16 protein-coding genes and 1 pseudogene are annotated in these 14,361 nt (G+C 69.5%); 3 read left to right on the top strand and 14 right to left on the bottom strand.

Annotated elements, in window-relative coordinates; all coding sequences use genetic code 11:
• Positions 1-62: 62 nt before the first annotated feature.
• From ACWEOI_RS33365 to ACWEOI_RS33375, 3 genes are read right to left on the bottom strand one after another with little or no spacing between them, the layout of a single operon-like run.
• Positions 63-758, bottom strand: coding sequence for a TetR family transcriptional regulator (locus ACWEOI_RS33365; protein ID WP_433670985.1), 696 nt, complete (start codon positions 756-758; stop codon positions 63-65).
• A 35-nt stretch (positions 759-793) separates the two neighbouring features.
• On the bottom strand, positions 794-1,297 hold the full coding sequence (purE, locus tag ACWEOI_RS33370; RefSeq protein ID WP_433670984.1) for a 5-(carboxyamino)imidazole ribonucleotide mutase: 504 nt from the start codon (positions 1,295-1,297) through the stop codon (positions 794-796).
• On the bottom strand, positions 1,290-2,495 hold the full coding sequence (locus ACWEOI_RS33375) for a 5-(carboxyamino)imidazole ribonucleotide synthase (RefSeq protein WP_452362161.1): 1,206 nt from the start codon (positions 2,493-2,495) through the stop codon (positions 1,290-1,292). Before ACWEOI_RS33375 ends, purE begins: the two co-directional genes overlap by 8 nt.
• A 138-nt stretch (positions 2,496-2,633) precedes the next feature.
• Here ACWEOI_RS33375 and ACWEOI_RS33380 point away from each other — a divergent pair.
• Positions 2,634-3,158, top strand: a pseudogene (locus ACWEOI_RS33380) (GtrA family protein); the annotation flags it as partial.
• Here ACWEOI_RS33380 and ACWEOI_RS33385 read toward each other — a convergent pair.
• From ACWEOI_RS33385 to ACWEOI_RS33410, 6 genes are all read right to left on the bottom strand, one after another.
• A complete protein-coding gene (locus tag ACWEOI_RS33385) occupies positions 3,148-4,377 on the bottom strand; it encodes a sensor histidine kinase (RefSeq protein WP_452362168.1) in 1,230 nt (409 codons plus the stop codon). The pseudogene ACWEOI_RS33380 and the gene ACWEOI_RS33385 sit on opposite strands and share 11 nt — an antisense overlap.
• Positions 4,378-4,472: 95 nt before the next feature.
• Positions 4,473-5,165, bottom strand: coding sequence for a response regulator (locus tag ACWEOI_RS33390; protein ID WP_433670981.1), 693 nt, complete (start codon positions 5,163-5,165; stop codon positions 4,473-4,475).
• A gap of 38 nt (positions 5,166-5,203) precedes the next feature.
• Positions 5,204-5,608, bottom strand: coding sequence for a hypothetical protein (locus tag ACWEOI_RS33395; RefSeq protein ID WP_452362162.1), 405 nt, complete (start codon positions 5,606-5,608; stop codon positions 5,204-5,206).
• Between the two features lie 113 nt (positions 5,609-5,721).
• Positions 5,722-7,032 carry a sensor histidine kinase gene (locus ACWEOI_RS33400; protein ID WP_452362163.1) on the bottom strand — a complete coding sequence of 437 codons (1,311 nt, stop codon included), beginning with the start codon at positions 7,030-7,032 and terminating at the stop codon, positions 5,722-5,724.
• An 88-nt stretch (positions 7,033-7,120) separates the two neighbouring features.
• Entirely contained in the window at positions 7,121-7,798 is a 678-nt protein-coding gene (locus ACWEOI_RS33405) for a response regulator transcription factor (protein WP_040805082.1), read from the bottom strand.
• 33 nt (positions 7,799-7,831) lie between these two features.
• A complete protein-coding gene (locus ACWEOI_RS33410) occupies positions 7,832-8,353 on the bottom strand; it encodes a PH domain-containing protein (RefSeq protein ID WP_379272303.1) in 522 nt (173 codons plus the stop codon).
• Between the two features lie 151 nt (positions 8,354-8,504).
• On the opposite strand from ACWEOI_RS33410, the gene ACWEOI_RS33415 reads away from it, so the two are divergent.
• On the top strand, positions 8,505-9,458 hold the full coding sequence (locus tag ACWEOI_RS33415; RefSeq protein WP_433670978.1) for an acyl-ACP desaturase: 954 nt from the start codon (positions 8,505-8,507) through the stop codon (positions 9,456-9,458).
• Positions 9,459-9,535: 77 nt separating this feature from the next.
• The gene (locus tag ACWEOI_RS33420; protein ID WP_452362164.1) at positions 9,536-10,939 is read left to right on the top strand and encodes a serine/threonine-protein kinase; all 1,404 of its coding nucleotides are present in this window, start codon (positions 9,536-9,538) and stop codon (positions 10,937-10,939) included.
• Between the two features lie 30 nt (positions 10,940-10,969).
• Here the strand turns inward: ACWEOI_RS33420 and ACWEOI_RS33425 are convergent, their stop codons facing one another.
• The 5 genes from ACWEOI_RS33425 to ACWEOI_RS33445 form a co-directional block, all read right to left on the bottom strand.
• The gene (locus ACWEOI_RS33425) at positions 10,970-11,770 is read right to left on the bottom strand and encodes a biotin--[acetyl-CoA-carboxylase] ligase (RefSeq protein ID WP_452362165.1); all 801 of its coding nucleotides are present in this window, start codon (positions 11,768-11,770) and stop codon (positions 10,970-10,972) included.
• Positions 11,771-11,834: 64 nt separating this feature from the next.
• Positions 11,835-12,080, bottom strand: a complete 246-nt coding sequence (locus ACWEOI_RS33430) for a hypothetical protein (protein WP_433670973.1) — start codon at positions 12,078-12,080, stop codon at positions 11,835-11,837.
• A 246-nt stretch (positions 12,081-12,326) separates the two neighbouring features.
• On the bottom strand, positions 12,327-12,671 hold the full coding sequence (locus ACWEOI_RS33435) for a hypothetical protein (RefSeq protein WP_433670971.1): 345 nt from the start codon (positions 12,669-12,671) through the stop codon (positions 12,327-12,329).
• On the bottom strand, positions 12,671-13,099 hold the full coding sequence (locus tag ACWEOI_RS33440; protein WP_379272310.1) for a DUF1707 SHOCT-like domain-containing protein: 429 nt from the start codon (positions 13,097-13,099) through the stop codon (positions 12,671-12,673). The genes ACWEOI_RS33435 and ACWEOI_RS33440 overlap by 1 nt, the downstream gene beginning before the upstream one ends.
• Before the next feature lie 65 nt (positions 13,100-13,164).
• Positions 13,165-14,361 (bottom strand): ATP-binding protein (locus tag ACWEOI_RS33445; RefSeq protein WP_452362166.1); only part of this gene is annotated, 1,197 nt, incomplete at its 5' end.

The raw sequence follows: 14,361 nt of genomic DNA on the forward strand, positions 1-14,361 counted from the left end.
ACGTGCGAGTACTTCCTCACAAGGATGTGGCACGCAGTGTCAATTACCCCACCGCGGTTACTTCACAGCGTATCGAGACGACGGGCCAGCAGGTCCGCGACCTGCCGAGGCGCCAGATCGCGGGGGAACACCGCCACCACCATCTGATCCGAACCCGCCGCGGTCTCGCGGCCCGCTCCCCCACGCGGGATCGCCGCCAGGGCCGACCGCAGATCCTCCGGACTGGCCGCGGACTCGCCGCGCACCATGCGGCGCAGCAGATAGTTGTGGGTCGCCGTCACCGCGGCGGTGAACTGCACCAGCGCCAGATCCGAAGTCCCGGGCAGCGTCCGACGCAGATAGTCGGTGAACAACCGCTCATAGCGGAACACCGTCACGATCTCGCGCTCGCGCAGGGTCGGCACCTGCCGCACCACCCCGTAACGGCGGGCCGCGAGGTCACGCCACTGCGTGAACCGCTCGAACACCTCGACCACGGCCTCGCACACGGCATCCCAGGCATCCCCGCGCGCGGCCTCCAGGAAGGCCCGCGCCTGCGTCAGCTGCGACTCGTGATCGGCGAAGACCACATCCTCCTTGGACCGGAACTGCCGGAAGAAGGTGCGCCGCGAGATCCCCGCGGCCTCCGCGATCTCGTCGACCGTCGTTGCCTCGTAACCCTTCTCGGCGAACAACCGCAGCGCCTGGTCCACCACCGTCAATCGGCGTTCGGTCGAATCCGCGTCGGCGCGCGGCCGCGCGGGCTGGTCGTTGGGCATCCGCCAACGGTAGCCCGGCGCGGGAGCCCGGTGGCTCAGCCCAGCAGTTTGGTCCGCAGCGCTTCGTCCTTCTCCAGGACCAGGGTTTCCAGGTCGGCCTGGAATCGCTCCATGCGCGAACGCAATTCGGGGTTCGCGGTGGCCAGGATGCGCGCCGCCAGCAGGCCCGCGTTGCGCGCACCGCCGATGGAGACGGTGGCGACCGGCACGCCGGCCGGCATCTGCACGATCGACAGCAGCGAGTCCATGCCGTCGAGGTACTTCAGCGGCACCGGGACGCCGATCACCGGCAGCGGGGTGGCCGAGGCGACCATGCCCGGCAGGTGCGCCGCGCCGCCCGCGCCGGCGATGATCACCTTGATACCGCGGTCCGCGGCGGTCTTGGCGTAGTCGAGCATGCGCTGCGGGGTGCGGTGCGCGGAGACCACGCCCACCTCGAAGCGGATCCCGAACTCGGCCAGCGCTTCCGCGGCGGCTTCCATGGTGGGCCAGTCGGAGTCCGACCCCATGATGAGGCCAACCTGGGCGGTGTCAGTCATGGTGCGGATCCCATCCGTCGGTCCAGATCGCGTGCGACATCCAGTGCGCCGCGCGCTCGGCTTTCTCCCGGGTGTCGGCGACATCGTCGCCGAGGACATTGATGTGGCCGATCTTGCGGTCGGGGCGTTCGCCCTTGCCGTAGAGGTGCACCTTGGCCTCGGGGAGGCGGGCCGAAAGATGGTGCAGGCGTTCGTCCATCGACATCTCGGGGGCTTCGGGCGCGCCCAGGATATTGGCCATCACGGTGACCGGGGCCAGCGGCTTGGTGCTGCCCAGCGGGTAGTCCAGGACCGCGCGCACATGCTGCTCGAACTGGCCGGTGCAGGCGCCGTCCATGCCCCAGTGGCCGGAGTTGTGCGGACGCATGGCGAGCTCGTTGACGAGCAGTTCGCCGGAGTGGGTCTCGAACAGCTCCACCGCCATGGCGCCGGTGACGCCCAGCTCGGCGGCCAGCCGCAGGGCCAGCGCCTCGGCCTCGGTGGCCTTCGCCGACGACAGGTTCTGGGCGGGCGCGATCACGACCGCGCACTGGCCGTTGCGCTGCACGGTCTCGACCACCGGCCAGGCCGCGGCCTGACCGAACGGGGACCGCGCCACCATGGCCGACAGTTCACGCTTCAGATCCACCTTGGCCTCGGCCATCAGCGAGACCCCGTGCGCCAGCTGGTCCTCGATGATCGGGGTGGCCTCGGCGGCGTCGGCGGGCATCCAGACGCCGCGGCCGTCGTAGCCGCCGCGGACCGCCTTCAGCACGAAGGGCCAGCCGTGCTCGTCGGCGAAGGCGACGGCGTCGGCGACCGAGTTCACCTCGGTGTAGGCGGGGATCGGCACATCCAGCTCGGCGAGCTTGCGGCGCATGCGCAGCTTGTCCTGCGCGAAGATCAGCGCCTGCGGCCGCGGCTGCACGTTCACGCCCTCGGCGATCAGCGCCTCGAGGTGCTCGGTGGGCACGTGCTCGTGGTCGAAGGTCAGCGCGTGCGAGCCGACCGCGGCCTTGCGCAGCGCGGTCAGATCGTGGTGGCTGCCGAGCACGACGTCCGGGGTGACCTGCGCGGCCGGGTCGTCGGGCCGTTCGGCGAGCACGCGCAGCCGCTGGCCCAGCGCGATGGCCGCCTGGTGGGTCATGCGTGCCAGCTGGCCGCCGCCGATCATGGTGACGGTGGGCATCGCGGAGGTATCGAAGGAACGGGCGCTCACGCTGCACTATGTTGTCATGACACCCACCGGCCGCTCCCCCGCGGGTCGCGTGACAGGTATCGGCGAGTCTCCCGAAGGGTCGCTGCCCCGATTTGTACCGGCCCGACACAGCCGAGTCGAGAGACGTAGACTCGCACCGTGTCATTTGTCGATGAAGTGGTCAATCGCCTGCCCGCGCCGCTGCGGGACCTCGCGGACCGCCATTACGAACTACTGAAGTTCGCGATTGTCGGTGCGACCACGTTCGTCATCGACCTCGGAATCTTCTACGTCCTGAAATGGACGATCATGGACACCAAGCCCACGGTGGCCCGCATCATGTCGGGCATCGTCGCGGTCATCGTGTCCTACATCCTCAACCGGGAATGGACGTTCGACAAGCGCGGTGGTCGCGAGAAGCACCACGAAGCGCTGTTGTTCTTCCTGGTCAGCGGTATCGGCGTCGGCCTGGCCGCGCTACCGCTGTGGGTGTCGAGCTACGTGTTCGACCTCCGCCAGCCCAATGTGAGTTTCACCGTCGAGAACATCGCGGACTTCTTCAGCGCCTTCATCGTCGGCAACCTGCTGCAAATGGCATTCCGATTCTGGTCCATGAAGAAGTGGGTCTTCCCGGACGAAATGCAGGAACTCCAGGACGAATTCGAGGACCTGGTCAACGAAGAGCAGCTGGGTCACAGCTGAGCGTGACGGTCAGGCGGACGCCGCCTGCCGGACTTTCCCCGATTGTCGCGGTTCCACCGTGTAAGCGGGCCTGCTGAAGGACCAGCGCGAGACCCAGTCCACTGCCCGGGGTCACACTCGCCCGATAGAAGCGTTCGAAAACACGCTCGCGATCCGCGACGGGGATGCCGCCGCCATTGTCGTCGATGGTGAGGATCGCGACACCGCCCTCGGAGCGCGCCGCGATCTCGACGCGATCGGCCGCGCCGTGCCGGACCGCATTGGTGACGGCATTGTCGACGACCGAGCGCAGGCCCGCGGCCAGACCGCGCAGGCGAATCGGCTCGACCGCGTCGGCCACGATGGTCACCCCGGGATACTGCCGCCGGGCATCGTCCACCACCTGGTCGACCACCTCCCCCAGATCGAGATCCGCCCAATCGGATTCGGTGGTGAGATCGCCCACCGCCAGTCGTTCCAGCGCGTGCAACGTGGACTCGACCGAACTCTGCGCACTCAGCACGTCGTCGAGGATCTCCGCGCGTTCGGTCGCCGAGAGCGGCATGGACCGCAGCACCTGCAGATCGGTGCGCATGGCGGTCAACGGGGTCCGTAATTCGTGGGCGGCGGTGGCGGCGAAATCGCGGGCGGTGACCAGCGCCTCGTCGGTGTGCCGGCGCTCGGTGGCGATGCGGCCCAGCATGGTGTTCATGGCCTGCGCCAATTCCGTTGTCTCACTGGCCACCGGGTGGCGCGGGGTCTGCACCGCCAGGCCCTCGCCGAGCCCGGCCGTCGCGGCGGTCAACCGGCGCAGCGGGACCACCGCGCGATGCGCGGCCAGCCAGCCCAGCACCGCCGCCAGCGCCACCCCGGCGACGCCGATCAGCACGATCCGAATGCGTTGCCGGGTGGCCGAATCCGAGGCGACCTCGGTGGGGACGGTCAGCGCGACCGGCTCGCCGTTCAAGGCCACGGTGCGCGAGAACTCCGCATTCGGATTGCCCGGATCGATGCGGGTGATGAGCAGACCCGGCGACGAGGAGGTCGGCAGGGCGGGCAAGGCGGTCGGCATGTGTGCCGGAGTGCCCGGGAGCGGTTGCGCGGGAACACCCGGTTCCGGCGGGTGCACGGTGTCGGCGGGGGCCAGCGCGATCGCACTCACGATGCGGCCCACCTGATTCGACGCCTCGGCGGGCGCGAACGCGAACAGCACCACCGACATGACCGCCACCACCACCGCGGCCGTCGCCGCACTGGCCAGCGCCACCCGGGCGCGCAGAGACAGTGCCACCCGGCCACGCAGTCGCGGTCCGCGGATCACGGCTCGGTCCGCAGGACGAATCCGACGCCGCGCACGGTGTGGATCAGGCGCGGGCAGCCGGTGTCCTCGAGCTTGCGGCGCAGGTAGGAGACGAACACATCGACCACCTTGGTCTGGGTTTCGAAGTCGTAGCCCCACACGCGATCCAGCAGCTGGGCCCGCGAGAAGACCTGCCCGGGCGCCGAGGCCAGCGCGGCGAGCAGATCGAATTCGCGTTTGGTCAGGTCGAGGGGGCGGCCGTCGATGGAGGCGCGCCGCGCGCCCGGCAGCACGGTCAGCGGGCCCACCACGATCCGATCGTCGGCGACGTGCGCGGGCGCGGGGGCCCGCCGCAGCATGGCGCGCAACCGGGCCACCAGCTCACCGAGGTCGAAGGGTTTGGTGAGGTAGTCGTCGGCCCCGGCCTCGAGCGCGTCGATGCGGTCGGTGACCTCCGCGCGGGCGCTGAGCACACAGATCGGGATGTCGTTGCCGAGCGCGCGCAGGGCCGTGACCACGCCCACCCCGTCCAGATTCGGCATGTTCAGGTCCAGCAGCACGGCCTGCGGGGCGTCGGTGGTGATGTGGCGCAGCGCGGCAGCCCCGTCCGCCGCGGTATCGACCTCGAAACCGGACATCCGGAGCCCCCGCGCCACCGAGGCCAGCACCCTGGCGTCGTCATCCACGATCAGAATCCGGGGACCCGTCATGGGATCAGACGATACGGGCGCGGACTGAGAGAACCCGATCAGCGAACCGGGTCGATCACGATGGTGTCGGACGGCGCGTGCCCGTCCGGCACCGTCACCACCGGACCGCCCGGGAAGTGCGCGCCCGGCTGCGCCGGGAGGGCGGGCACGCCCGGGCCGATCGGCTCACCGGGCTGGAGCCGGCGCACGGTGACATTGCCGTCGCGGTCCTTGATGATCACCATGCCCGGCTCGGACGGGGAGCCTGGCAGGGCGGGCAGACCCGGTTCGAGCGGCACGGCGGGCTGGGTGGCGAGGGCGGGGCCCGCACTGCCCGTATCCGTCAGTCCGGCAATCGAATCGGGGGTGTCCGCGCCGGCGGTGGCGGGCAGGGCCAGCACGGTCAGGGCGGCCGCCCCGACCACTCCGGCGGTCACGGTGCGGCGAACGGTGAACGTGGGCATGGGATCTCCTGTTCTTCGTCGACGATCGCTCGTCGGTTCCTGATGACGGGACCCAACGTAGGAACCGAGTTCTCAGGGCCGGATAACGAAGAGTTAGAGAACCGATAGAAGAATCAGCGCGGCTCGGTGCCCACCGGGATCGGCCGCGACGCCACCCCCGAGGAGCCGAGGAACACCGCGAACAGGGCGGGGCGGCGGCGCTGCAGTTCCAGTCGCCCGCCGTCGGCCTCGATGAGCGCGCGGGCCAGGGCCAGCCCCACACCGGTGGACCCCGCCGCCGAGAAGCCGCGGTCGAAGATGTGCGGCGCCAGCTCATCTCGAACCCCGTCGCCCTCGTCGGCGACCTCCACCACCACCAGCGGCTCGCTGTCGTCCATGCGGCCCGCCACCGTGCGCACCGACACCGTGCAGGTGCCGCCGCCGTGCATGAGCGCGTTGTCGACCAGCACGGCCAGCGCCTCCCGCAGGCGCGAACCGGTCACCGGCGCCTTCAGGGTCGGGTCGCCGAGCAGCACCAGTTTGCGTCCGGCCTCGGCGAAGGGATGCCGCCATTCCGCTACGACACTGCGCAATTCGGCCACCACGGGCAGCGGGTCGCGTTCGGCCGCGCCCTCGTCGCGGGAGGCGCGGACCAGTTCGTCGATGGCGTCGGTGAGCCGATCCACCTGCGCCATGGCCTCTTCCGCCTCGTGCACCACGGCCGGATCGGCGTGGGCGGACAGTTCGTCCAGGCGCAGCCGCACCGCGGTGAGCCGGCTGCGCAGCTGATGCGAGACGTCGGCGACCAGCGCGTGCTCGCGTTGCAGCCGGCCCGCGATCTCCACGGTGGCCGAATCCAGCACGTCGGAGACGCGATCCAGTTCGGTGATCCCGTGCCTGCGCGGGTCGGCGCGGAAGTCGCCCATGGCCAGCCGGGCCGCGCGGGCCGCCACGTCCCGCAGCGGGTCGGCCACCCGGCGCGCGGTCACCACCGCCACCGCGATGCCCGCGCCCAGCGAGATGAGCACCAGGCCCAGCACCGCGCCGAGCGCCTGCCGCTGCATGGAATGCATGGGGGCGGAGGGGATCTCGAGGCGCAGCGAGCCGTTGATGCCCATCGACCAGGACTCGGCCAGCGGATCGGCCAGCGTCTCCGCGCCGATGTCGATCTTCTTGTTGTTCTCCGACTGGGTCGGATAGATGATGGTCAGCTTGCCGTTGGCCGGGATCAGCAGCCGCACCGCCTTGGTGTCCAGTTCGCCGTACACCATGCCGTCGTGCTCCTGCCGCATCACCTCTTCGGAGATGCTGTTGAGCCGATTGCGCAGCTCGTTGCGGCTGATGTCCTCGACCCACTTCCAGGCCGTGAACGCCAGCGGCACACCGAGAACCAGGGTGGTGAGGGTCAGCGCGGCCACCATGGACAGCAGGATCCTGCGTCTCATCGTCGAGATGCCTCGCTTCGCCGGGGCTTCGGGGTTCACACGCGCACGGAACAGCACAACAGATCAGATCGGCAGAGATTTCGAACGGCTAGTCGGTATTGAAGCGGAAGCCTACGCCGCGCACGGTCACGATACGCCGCTCGGCCACCGGACCCTCGTCACCGATCTTCCGGCGCAGCCACGACATGTGCATGTCCAGGGTCTTGGAGCCGCGCAGATCCGCGTCCCCCCACACCTCGCGCAGGATGGTCTCGCGCGAGACCACCTGCCCGGCGCGGTCGATGAGCACCTTCAGCAGCTCGTACTCCTTGTTGGCGAGGTTCACCTCGATGCCGTTCACCAGCACCCGGCGCGCCGCCGGCTCCAGCCGGATACCGCCGACCTCGACCGCCTCGTCGCCGATTCCGCTGCGGCGCAACAGCGCCCGCACCCGGGCCAGCAGTTCGGCCAGCCGGAACGGCTTGCCCACATAGTCGTCGGCGCCGGCGTCCAGGCCGACCACGAAGTCCACCTCGTCGGTACGCGCGGTCAGCATGAGCACCGCCAGCTCCGCGCCGCGGGCCCGCACCTGACGGCACACCTCGAGCCCGTCCATGCCGGGTAGCCCGAGATCCAGGATGAGCAGGTCGTGACCGCCCTCGAGCGCCCGCTCGAGCACCGCGGGACCATAACTCTCCACGGTTACCGAATAGCCCTCACGGCCCAGCGCCCGCGACAGCGGCGCGGCGATGGCCTCGTCGTCTTCGGCCAGCAAAACTGCGGTCACGGCATCAGCCTACGGGTACGGACCGGCGGAACCCTAGAAGCCGCCGCCGTTCGGATTCTTCTGCACCACATCGAAGACCTGGTGGTAGAGCAGGTTGTGCACCCGCTGCACGTGCGGAATGTCGTCGTACTCCAGCGGATCCTCCGACGCCGACCCGATGATCAGGGTGCCGGTGCCCAGCATGCGGTCGAACAACCCATGGCGGAACTGCACATTCGAGATCCGGTTCATCGGAATGTCGATGCCGGTGTGGGTGAGCACGCCCTGCCGGATCAGCACCCGCCGATCGGTCACGATGAAATGCGTCGATTTCCATCGGATCAGCGGAGCGACGCTGCGCCACAGCACGATCCCCGCCCACAGCGCGAGAATGCCGAGGAGCAGGCCGGTTCGGAGGCCATCCTCGGTATTGCGCGCCGCCACCCCGGCGCCGAATCCGGCCAAAGCCGTGATCAGGATGAAAGTCACAGCGGGCCAGAACAACATCTTCCAATGCGGATGGCGATGTAGGAGCAGCACCTCTTCGGGGGCCAGTGCCTCCTCCGGATAACCCATGCCCGAACCCTATCCCGCCGAGATGCCGGAATGCCTCACGCGGCTCCGGGGACCGGGGCACAATCGTGCGGTTGCCGGTAGCATCGTCGGCACGCGTTTGCCGTTCGTCATCAGCAGGCTCCACCCGGTGTGCAAGACACAGGAGGCGTGTGTGACCCGAGAGTTGACGCAATACCAGATACTCCGCGAGCTCGAACCCGTTGCCGAAGAGAACCTGAACCGGCATCTGTCGATGGCCAAGGATTGGCACCCGCACGATTACGTGCCGTGGGATCAGGGCCGCAATTTCGCCGCCATGGGTGGTGAGGACTGGGATCCGTCGCAGTCCACGCTGTCCGAGGTCGCCAAGGTCTCGATGATCACCAATCTGCTCACCGAGGACAACCTGCCCTCCTACCACCGTGAGATCTCCGAGAACTTCTCCCAGGACGGCGCCTGGGGCACCTGGGTGGGCCGATGGACCGCCGAGGAGAACCGACACGGCATCGTCATGCGCGACTACCTGGTGGTGACCCGCGGCGTGGACCCGGTGGCGCTGGAGCAGGCCCGCATGATCCACATGACCGGTGGCGCGCAGTCGCCCGACGAGTGGGGCGGTTTCCTCGACAATGTCGCGTATGTGACGTTCCAGGAGCTGGCCACCCGCGTCTCCCACCGCAATACCGGCCGCGTGTGCGACGACCCCATCGCCGACCGCATGCTGCAGCGCATCGCCGCCGACGAGAACCTGCACATGATCTTCTACCGCACCCTCTGCGGCGCCGGCCTGGACCTGGTGCCGGATCAGGCGATCGACGCCATCACCCGGGTGCTCACCGGTTTCGTCATGCCCGGATCGGGCATGCCCAACTTCCGCCGCAACGGCGCGCTGATGGCCAAACACGGCATCTACGACCTGCGCCAGCACCTCGACGAGGTGGTCGCGCCGGTACTCAAGAACTGGAACGTCTTCGAGCGCAACGACTTCGGGCCCGCCGGTGAGCAGGCGCGCGAGAAGCTGGCCGCGTACGTGGAGAAACTGGGCAAGGACGTCGTCAAGTTCGAGGAGCAGCGCGACCGCCTGCTGGCGCGGGAAGCCGCCCGCGGGGTGCTGCAGACCGCATGACCGTCACCCGCGTGCGGCGCGGGTGAAATAAATTCGGTTCGCTATGGTAGTCCCCCAGTGTGACGAGAGGAACTCCGTTGGGGGATGGCTATCTGGGCCGATACCGCCTCGACGAACTGCTCGGCAGCGGCGGGTCGGCGGAAGTGTGGCGTGCCCACGACACCGCGACGGATCGCACCGTCGCGCTGAAGCTGCTGGCGCCCGTGCTGACCGCCGACCCCGAATACCGGGAACGGTTCGAACGAGAGGCGCGGGCCGCTTCGATGCTGCACGGACCCCACGTGGTCGCGGTGCACACCTACGGCGAGCTCGAGGGGCGACTGTTCATCGAGTCCGAGTTCGTCGACGGCCTCGATATCGAAGCCCTGCTCGAATGGGAGGGGCCGATGGCCCCGGACGCGGCCGTCGGGCTGATCGCGCAGGTCGCCTGCGCCCTCGACGAGGCCCATGCCGCCGGGCTGGTACACCGTGACGTCAAACCGCAGAACATCATCGTGGCGCCCGACGACGTCGCCTATCTGATCGACTTCGGCACCGCGCTGCAGGACGGGCAGACCGCGATCACCCAGACCGGCATGCTGGTGGGCACGCCCGCCTACATGGCGCCCGAACGCTTCGACGGCACCGTCTCGGTCCGCTCGGACATCTACTCGCTGGCGTGCGTCCTCTACGAATGCCTCACCGGGGAGCGGCCTTTCCGGGTCAAGAACCCCGCGCAGCTCATGCGCGCCCACCTGGAGCGAGTGCCGGAGCCGCCGTCCAAGCGCTCCCCCGACGTCCCGGCGGCCCTCGACCGGGTCGTCGCGCAGGGTCTGGCCAAGAATCCGGCCGAACGGCACGCCACCGCAGGCGAATTCGCGGACGCCGCCCGCGCCGCGCTCATCGAGTCGGCCGTCCCGGCGGCCGCCGCCGAACCGGAACCCGACGACCGGGCCACCGTGAGCATTCCGATGCCACGCCCGCCCGCTCCGGCGAAACCCGCTGCCGCACAACGCAAGCCACCTGAACTCGACTCGGACACGCGAACCGTCGCGCTGCCGATAGCGGTGCTCACCGCCGCGCCCCCGGCCGTCCGAGGGTGGACCAGACAGCGCAAATTCGCCGCCGCCGGAGTCGCCGTCGCGGCGCTGGTACTGGGCGTGGTCTGGATCAACGGGAGCTCCGCCGACACCGAGCCCCGGCAGACGCGGGTACCCGGCACGATCGCGAAAACACCGGTCCAGGAAGCGATTCCGACGACGACCGAACAGCCGGTGCAGGAGCAGCTCCCGCCACCGGAGCCGAGCGAACCGGCCGCCCCGGAACAGCCCGCGCCGGGCGGGCCCGTCATTCCACTGCCGACCGTGCCGTGGAATCTGCCCGGCCTCCCCGACCTGTCCAATATCCCGAATCCCGACCTGTGGCCCGACATCAGGAAGCCGGGCGGCGGGCAAGGCAATCCGGGCGGCGGCCGCCCGCACGGCGGCGGGAACAAGCAGTAGCGAATCCGAGTGCGGCGGAGCGGTTTCCGCTCAGTACTCGGCGCGCAGGTGCGTGACGTCACCGGCCGAGACGGCGCGGTCGCCGATCAGCAGGCGGCCGTTCTCGTCGATACCGGTGGCGACTCCGGTGAGCACCTCGCCGCCCGGCAGTTCCGCGCGAACCTGCGCACCGAGGGTGGCGCAGCGTTCCCGGTAGGCGACCGCCAGCTCGGTGATGTCCCAGCCCGCGGCCTCCCAGACGGTGAAGCGGCGCGCGAACTCACGCAGCATGGCCTGGGCCAGCGCGGTCCGATCGACGCCGGGCGCGCCGGCCAGCTGCAGCGAGGTGCCGTGCGGGACAGGCAGTTCGGCATCGGTGAGCGAGACGTTCAGGCCGACGCCCACCACCACGGCCGGATCCGGGCCCACGGCCGCGATCTCGGCCAGGATGCCGGCCAGCTTGCGCGCGTCCACCAGCACGTCGTTGGGCCACTTGAGGACCGCCTTCAGACCGGTCTCGGCCCGTACCGCGTCCACCACCGCGATCCCGGTGAGCAGCGGCAGCCAGCCCAGCACCGCCGGGTCGATGCCGCGCACCCGCACCAGCACCGACATGGCGATCTGCGCCCGCGCGGGGCTCACCCACTGCCGGTCGTGGCGGCCGCGGCCGTGCTCCTGCGCCTCGGCGATCAGCACCAGCCGATCGGCACTCGAATCCGCGGCCCGCGCAACCAGATCCGCATTGGTCGAACCGGTCGACTCGACCACCTCGATGGCCGAGAAGAACCCCAGCTCCGGCGACTCGGCAATGCTCCGGCGCAGTACATCGGCGTCCAGCGGCGACCTCTCCATGCCCCCAGACGCTACCCGTCCCGCCTCTCCGCGCCTTCAGCGGACAGCTGAGTGTCGTCGACAGTCACGCATCCGTGCCGGCGGTCGGGTGCCGAACCAATTCCGGACGTACCCGGGGAGTTGCCCCGACCGGTGCGAGATCGGTAGTCGCCGTGGGATACGAGGAAGCCCATCCGGGCCCGTCCGGCTCGCAATGACGCGCGAGCGCGAGGAACAGCTCGGCGAGGGCGCGCTCGGAAATATCCTCGTACGCGCCGTCGTCCGCCTCCCCGCCCTCGTCGTCGGTCTCGTCGAATGCCGGGTCGGTCACGGTCGGTTCCGGGTCGCGTAACCGCCACGCGGTGAACGATCCCGCCGCCGCCCGATCAGCCTGGTGTCTGCTCCATTCCCACATAACCGCCTCCCCTGGTCGTCGGTTCCGGATGCGATTCCAGACTGACGCACGACCGGGGCCGGGCACGAGTGATTTTCCGGCGGACGAACACGATCGCCGCTGGTGAACAGACGTTTTCGGGAGTTCGATCAGGTTTCCGGACCGGACAGCCGGACGACGATCTCAGGCGTCGACGGGCTCCAGGCCGAGCGCGCCCGCGGTGAAACGGCGGACCGAGACCAGGCCGTCCTCGAGGGCGGAGTCGTATCCGGTACGGGCCCAGCCGGTCACGGTCGCGGTGCCGTCGGCATTGGGGCGCACGCCGATCTCGGCGACCAGTTCGGCGGTGGTGGGCACGCACACCGCCCACGAGAAGTGGCTCTCGTCGGCCCATTCCGCGGTGCGGCGGTCCACGTAGCCGGGGTCGGTGATGCCACCGTCGGCCAGGGCCGGGCGGTCGTCGATGCGCTCGTCGGCGCGCAGGGCCCGCAGATACCAGCTGCCCGCGTTGATCTCGATGGGTTCCATCAGTCCTCCTGTCCGCGGTCGAGCCGCCGCCGTCGTCGATCCCGGCGCTCGCCCCGCTTGCGGCGTTCCCGGCCGCTCTCCCCGAACAGCACCGCGCCCGCCAGCGGGATCAGCAGGAACACCCACCACTGGTGCGTCACGAAGAACAGGATCACCGCGAGGATCGGGATGACCGGCATGATCCGCTCGGGCGGAATCGACCCGAACGGCATCCGGCGGGGCGCCGGAGCGGGCTTGTCCGCCACCGGTTCCGGCAGATCGGTGAACACCTGCTCCAGGTCGCCACGGGTCAGCGCCGCGGCCACGACGCCACTGCGTTCGTCGAACTCGGCCACGCTGAGCCGTCCCGCCGCGAAGTGGTCCGACAGCCGTTTCATCGCGTCCTCGCGCTCGACGGTGCCGATACGGATCTCCGGTGGTTCAGCCATGCCACGACATTAGCGCGAGTGGCCGCTCACCTGCAGGTGAGCGGCCACTGGCGAATTGTCTTGCGTTACTTGATCTCGGCCAGGACGGTGCCCTGGGTGATGGCCGCGCCGGCCTCCACCGCGAGACCCGTGATGACACCGGCCTTGTGGGCGGTGACCGGGTTCTCCATCTTCATGGCCTCGAGCACCACGACAAGGTCGCCCGCCTCGACGGACTGCCCCTCTTCGACGGCCACCTTGACGACGGTGCCCTGCATCGGAGCGGTCACGGCGTCACCGGAGGCGGCACCCGCGCCCGCGCCACCGCGCTTGCGCGCCTTGGGCTTCTTGCGGACGACGCCCGCGCCGTTCGCGGACGCGGCGGCGCCGACCGAGAACTGACCCGGCAGCGACACCTCGAGGCGACGGCCACCGACCTCGACGACGACCTTCTGGCGCGGCGCCTCTTCGTCCTCTTCGATGGCGACAGCACCCGTGTAGGGCTCGATCGGGTTGTCCCACTCGTTCTCGATCCACTTGGTGTAGACCTCGAACTTCTCGCCGTCGCCGATGAACGCGGGGTTCTCGACGATGTGGCGGTGGAACGGGAGGACGGTCGCGAGACCCTCGATCTGGAACTCGGCCAGCGCGCGAGCGGCACGCTGCAGCGCCTGGTCACGGTTCTCACCGGTCACGATCAGCTTGGCCAGCATGGAGTCGAACTGACCGCCGATGACCGAACCCTCGACCACACCGGAGTCGACGCGCACACCGGGGCCCGCGGGCTCGCGGTAGACGACGACCGGACCGGGCGCCGGGAGGAAGCCGCGACCGGCGTCCTCACCGTTGATGCGGAACTCGAACGAGTGGCCGCGCGGGGTCGGGTCCTCGGTGACGGACAGCTCGTGGCCCTCGGCGATGCGGAACTGCTGGCGCACCAGGTCGATTCCGGCGGTCTCCTCGGTGACCGGGTGCTCGACCTGCAGGCGGGTGTTCACCTCGAGGAAGGACACGGTCTCGCCCTGCACCAGGTACTCCACGGTGCCGGCGCCGTAGTAACCGGCTTCCTTGCAGATCCGCTTGGCGGACTCGTGGATCTTGCCGCGCACCTCGTCCGACAGGAACGGGGCCGGGGCCTCTTCGACGAGCTTCTGGAAGCGGCGCTGCAGCGAGCAGTCACGAGTACCAGCGACGACCACGTTGCCGTGCTGGTCGGCGATGACCTGGGCCTCGACATGGCGGGCCTTGTCCAGGTACTGCTCCACGAAGCACTCACCACGACC

This window comes from Nocardia sp. NPDC004340, assembly GCF_053602575.1.

Coding starts and splice junctions, on each gene's coding strand:
- ACWEOI_RS33425 (WP_452362165.1), bottom strand. CDS start 11,770: ATGGAGAGGTCGCCGCTGGACGCCGATGTACTGCGCCGGAGCATTGCC.
- purE (WP_433670984.1), bottom strand. CDS start 1,297: ATGACTGACACCGCCCAGGTTGGCCTCATCATGGGGTCGGACTCCGAC.
- ACWEOI_RS33390 (WP_433670981.1), bottom strand. CDS start 5,165: ATGACGGGTCCCCGGATTCTGATCGTGGATGACGACGCCAGGGTGCTG.
- ACWEOI_RS33440 (WP_379272310.1), bottom strand. CDS start 13,099: ATGGCTGAACCACCGGAGATCCGTATCGGCACCGTCGAGCGCGAGGAC.
- ACWEOI_RS33410 (WP_379272303.1), bottom strand. CDS start 8,353: ATGGGTTATCCGGAGGAGGCACTGGCCCCCGAAGAGGTGCTGCTCCTA.
- ACWEOI_RS33395 (WP_452362162.1), bottom strand. CDS start 5,608: ATGCCCACGTTCACCGTTCGCCGCACCGTGACCGCCGGAGTGGTCGGG.
- ACWEOI_RS33400 (WP_452362163.1), bottom strand. CDS start 7,032: ATGAGACGCAGGATCCTGCTGTCCATGGTGGCCGCGCTGACCCTCACC.
- ACWEOI_RS33435 (WP_433670971.1), bottom strand. CDS start 12,671: ATGGAACCCATCGAGATCAACGCGGGCAGCTGGTATCTGCGGGCCCTG.
- ACWEOI_RS33385 (WP_452362168.1), bottom strand. CDS start 4,377: ATGTCGGTGGTGCTGTTCGCGTTCGCGCCCGCCGAGGCGTCGAATCAG.
- ACWEOI_RS33365 (WP_433670985.1), bottom strand. CDS start 758: ATGCCCAACGACCAGCCCGCGCGGCCGCGCGCCGACGCGGATTCGACC.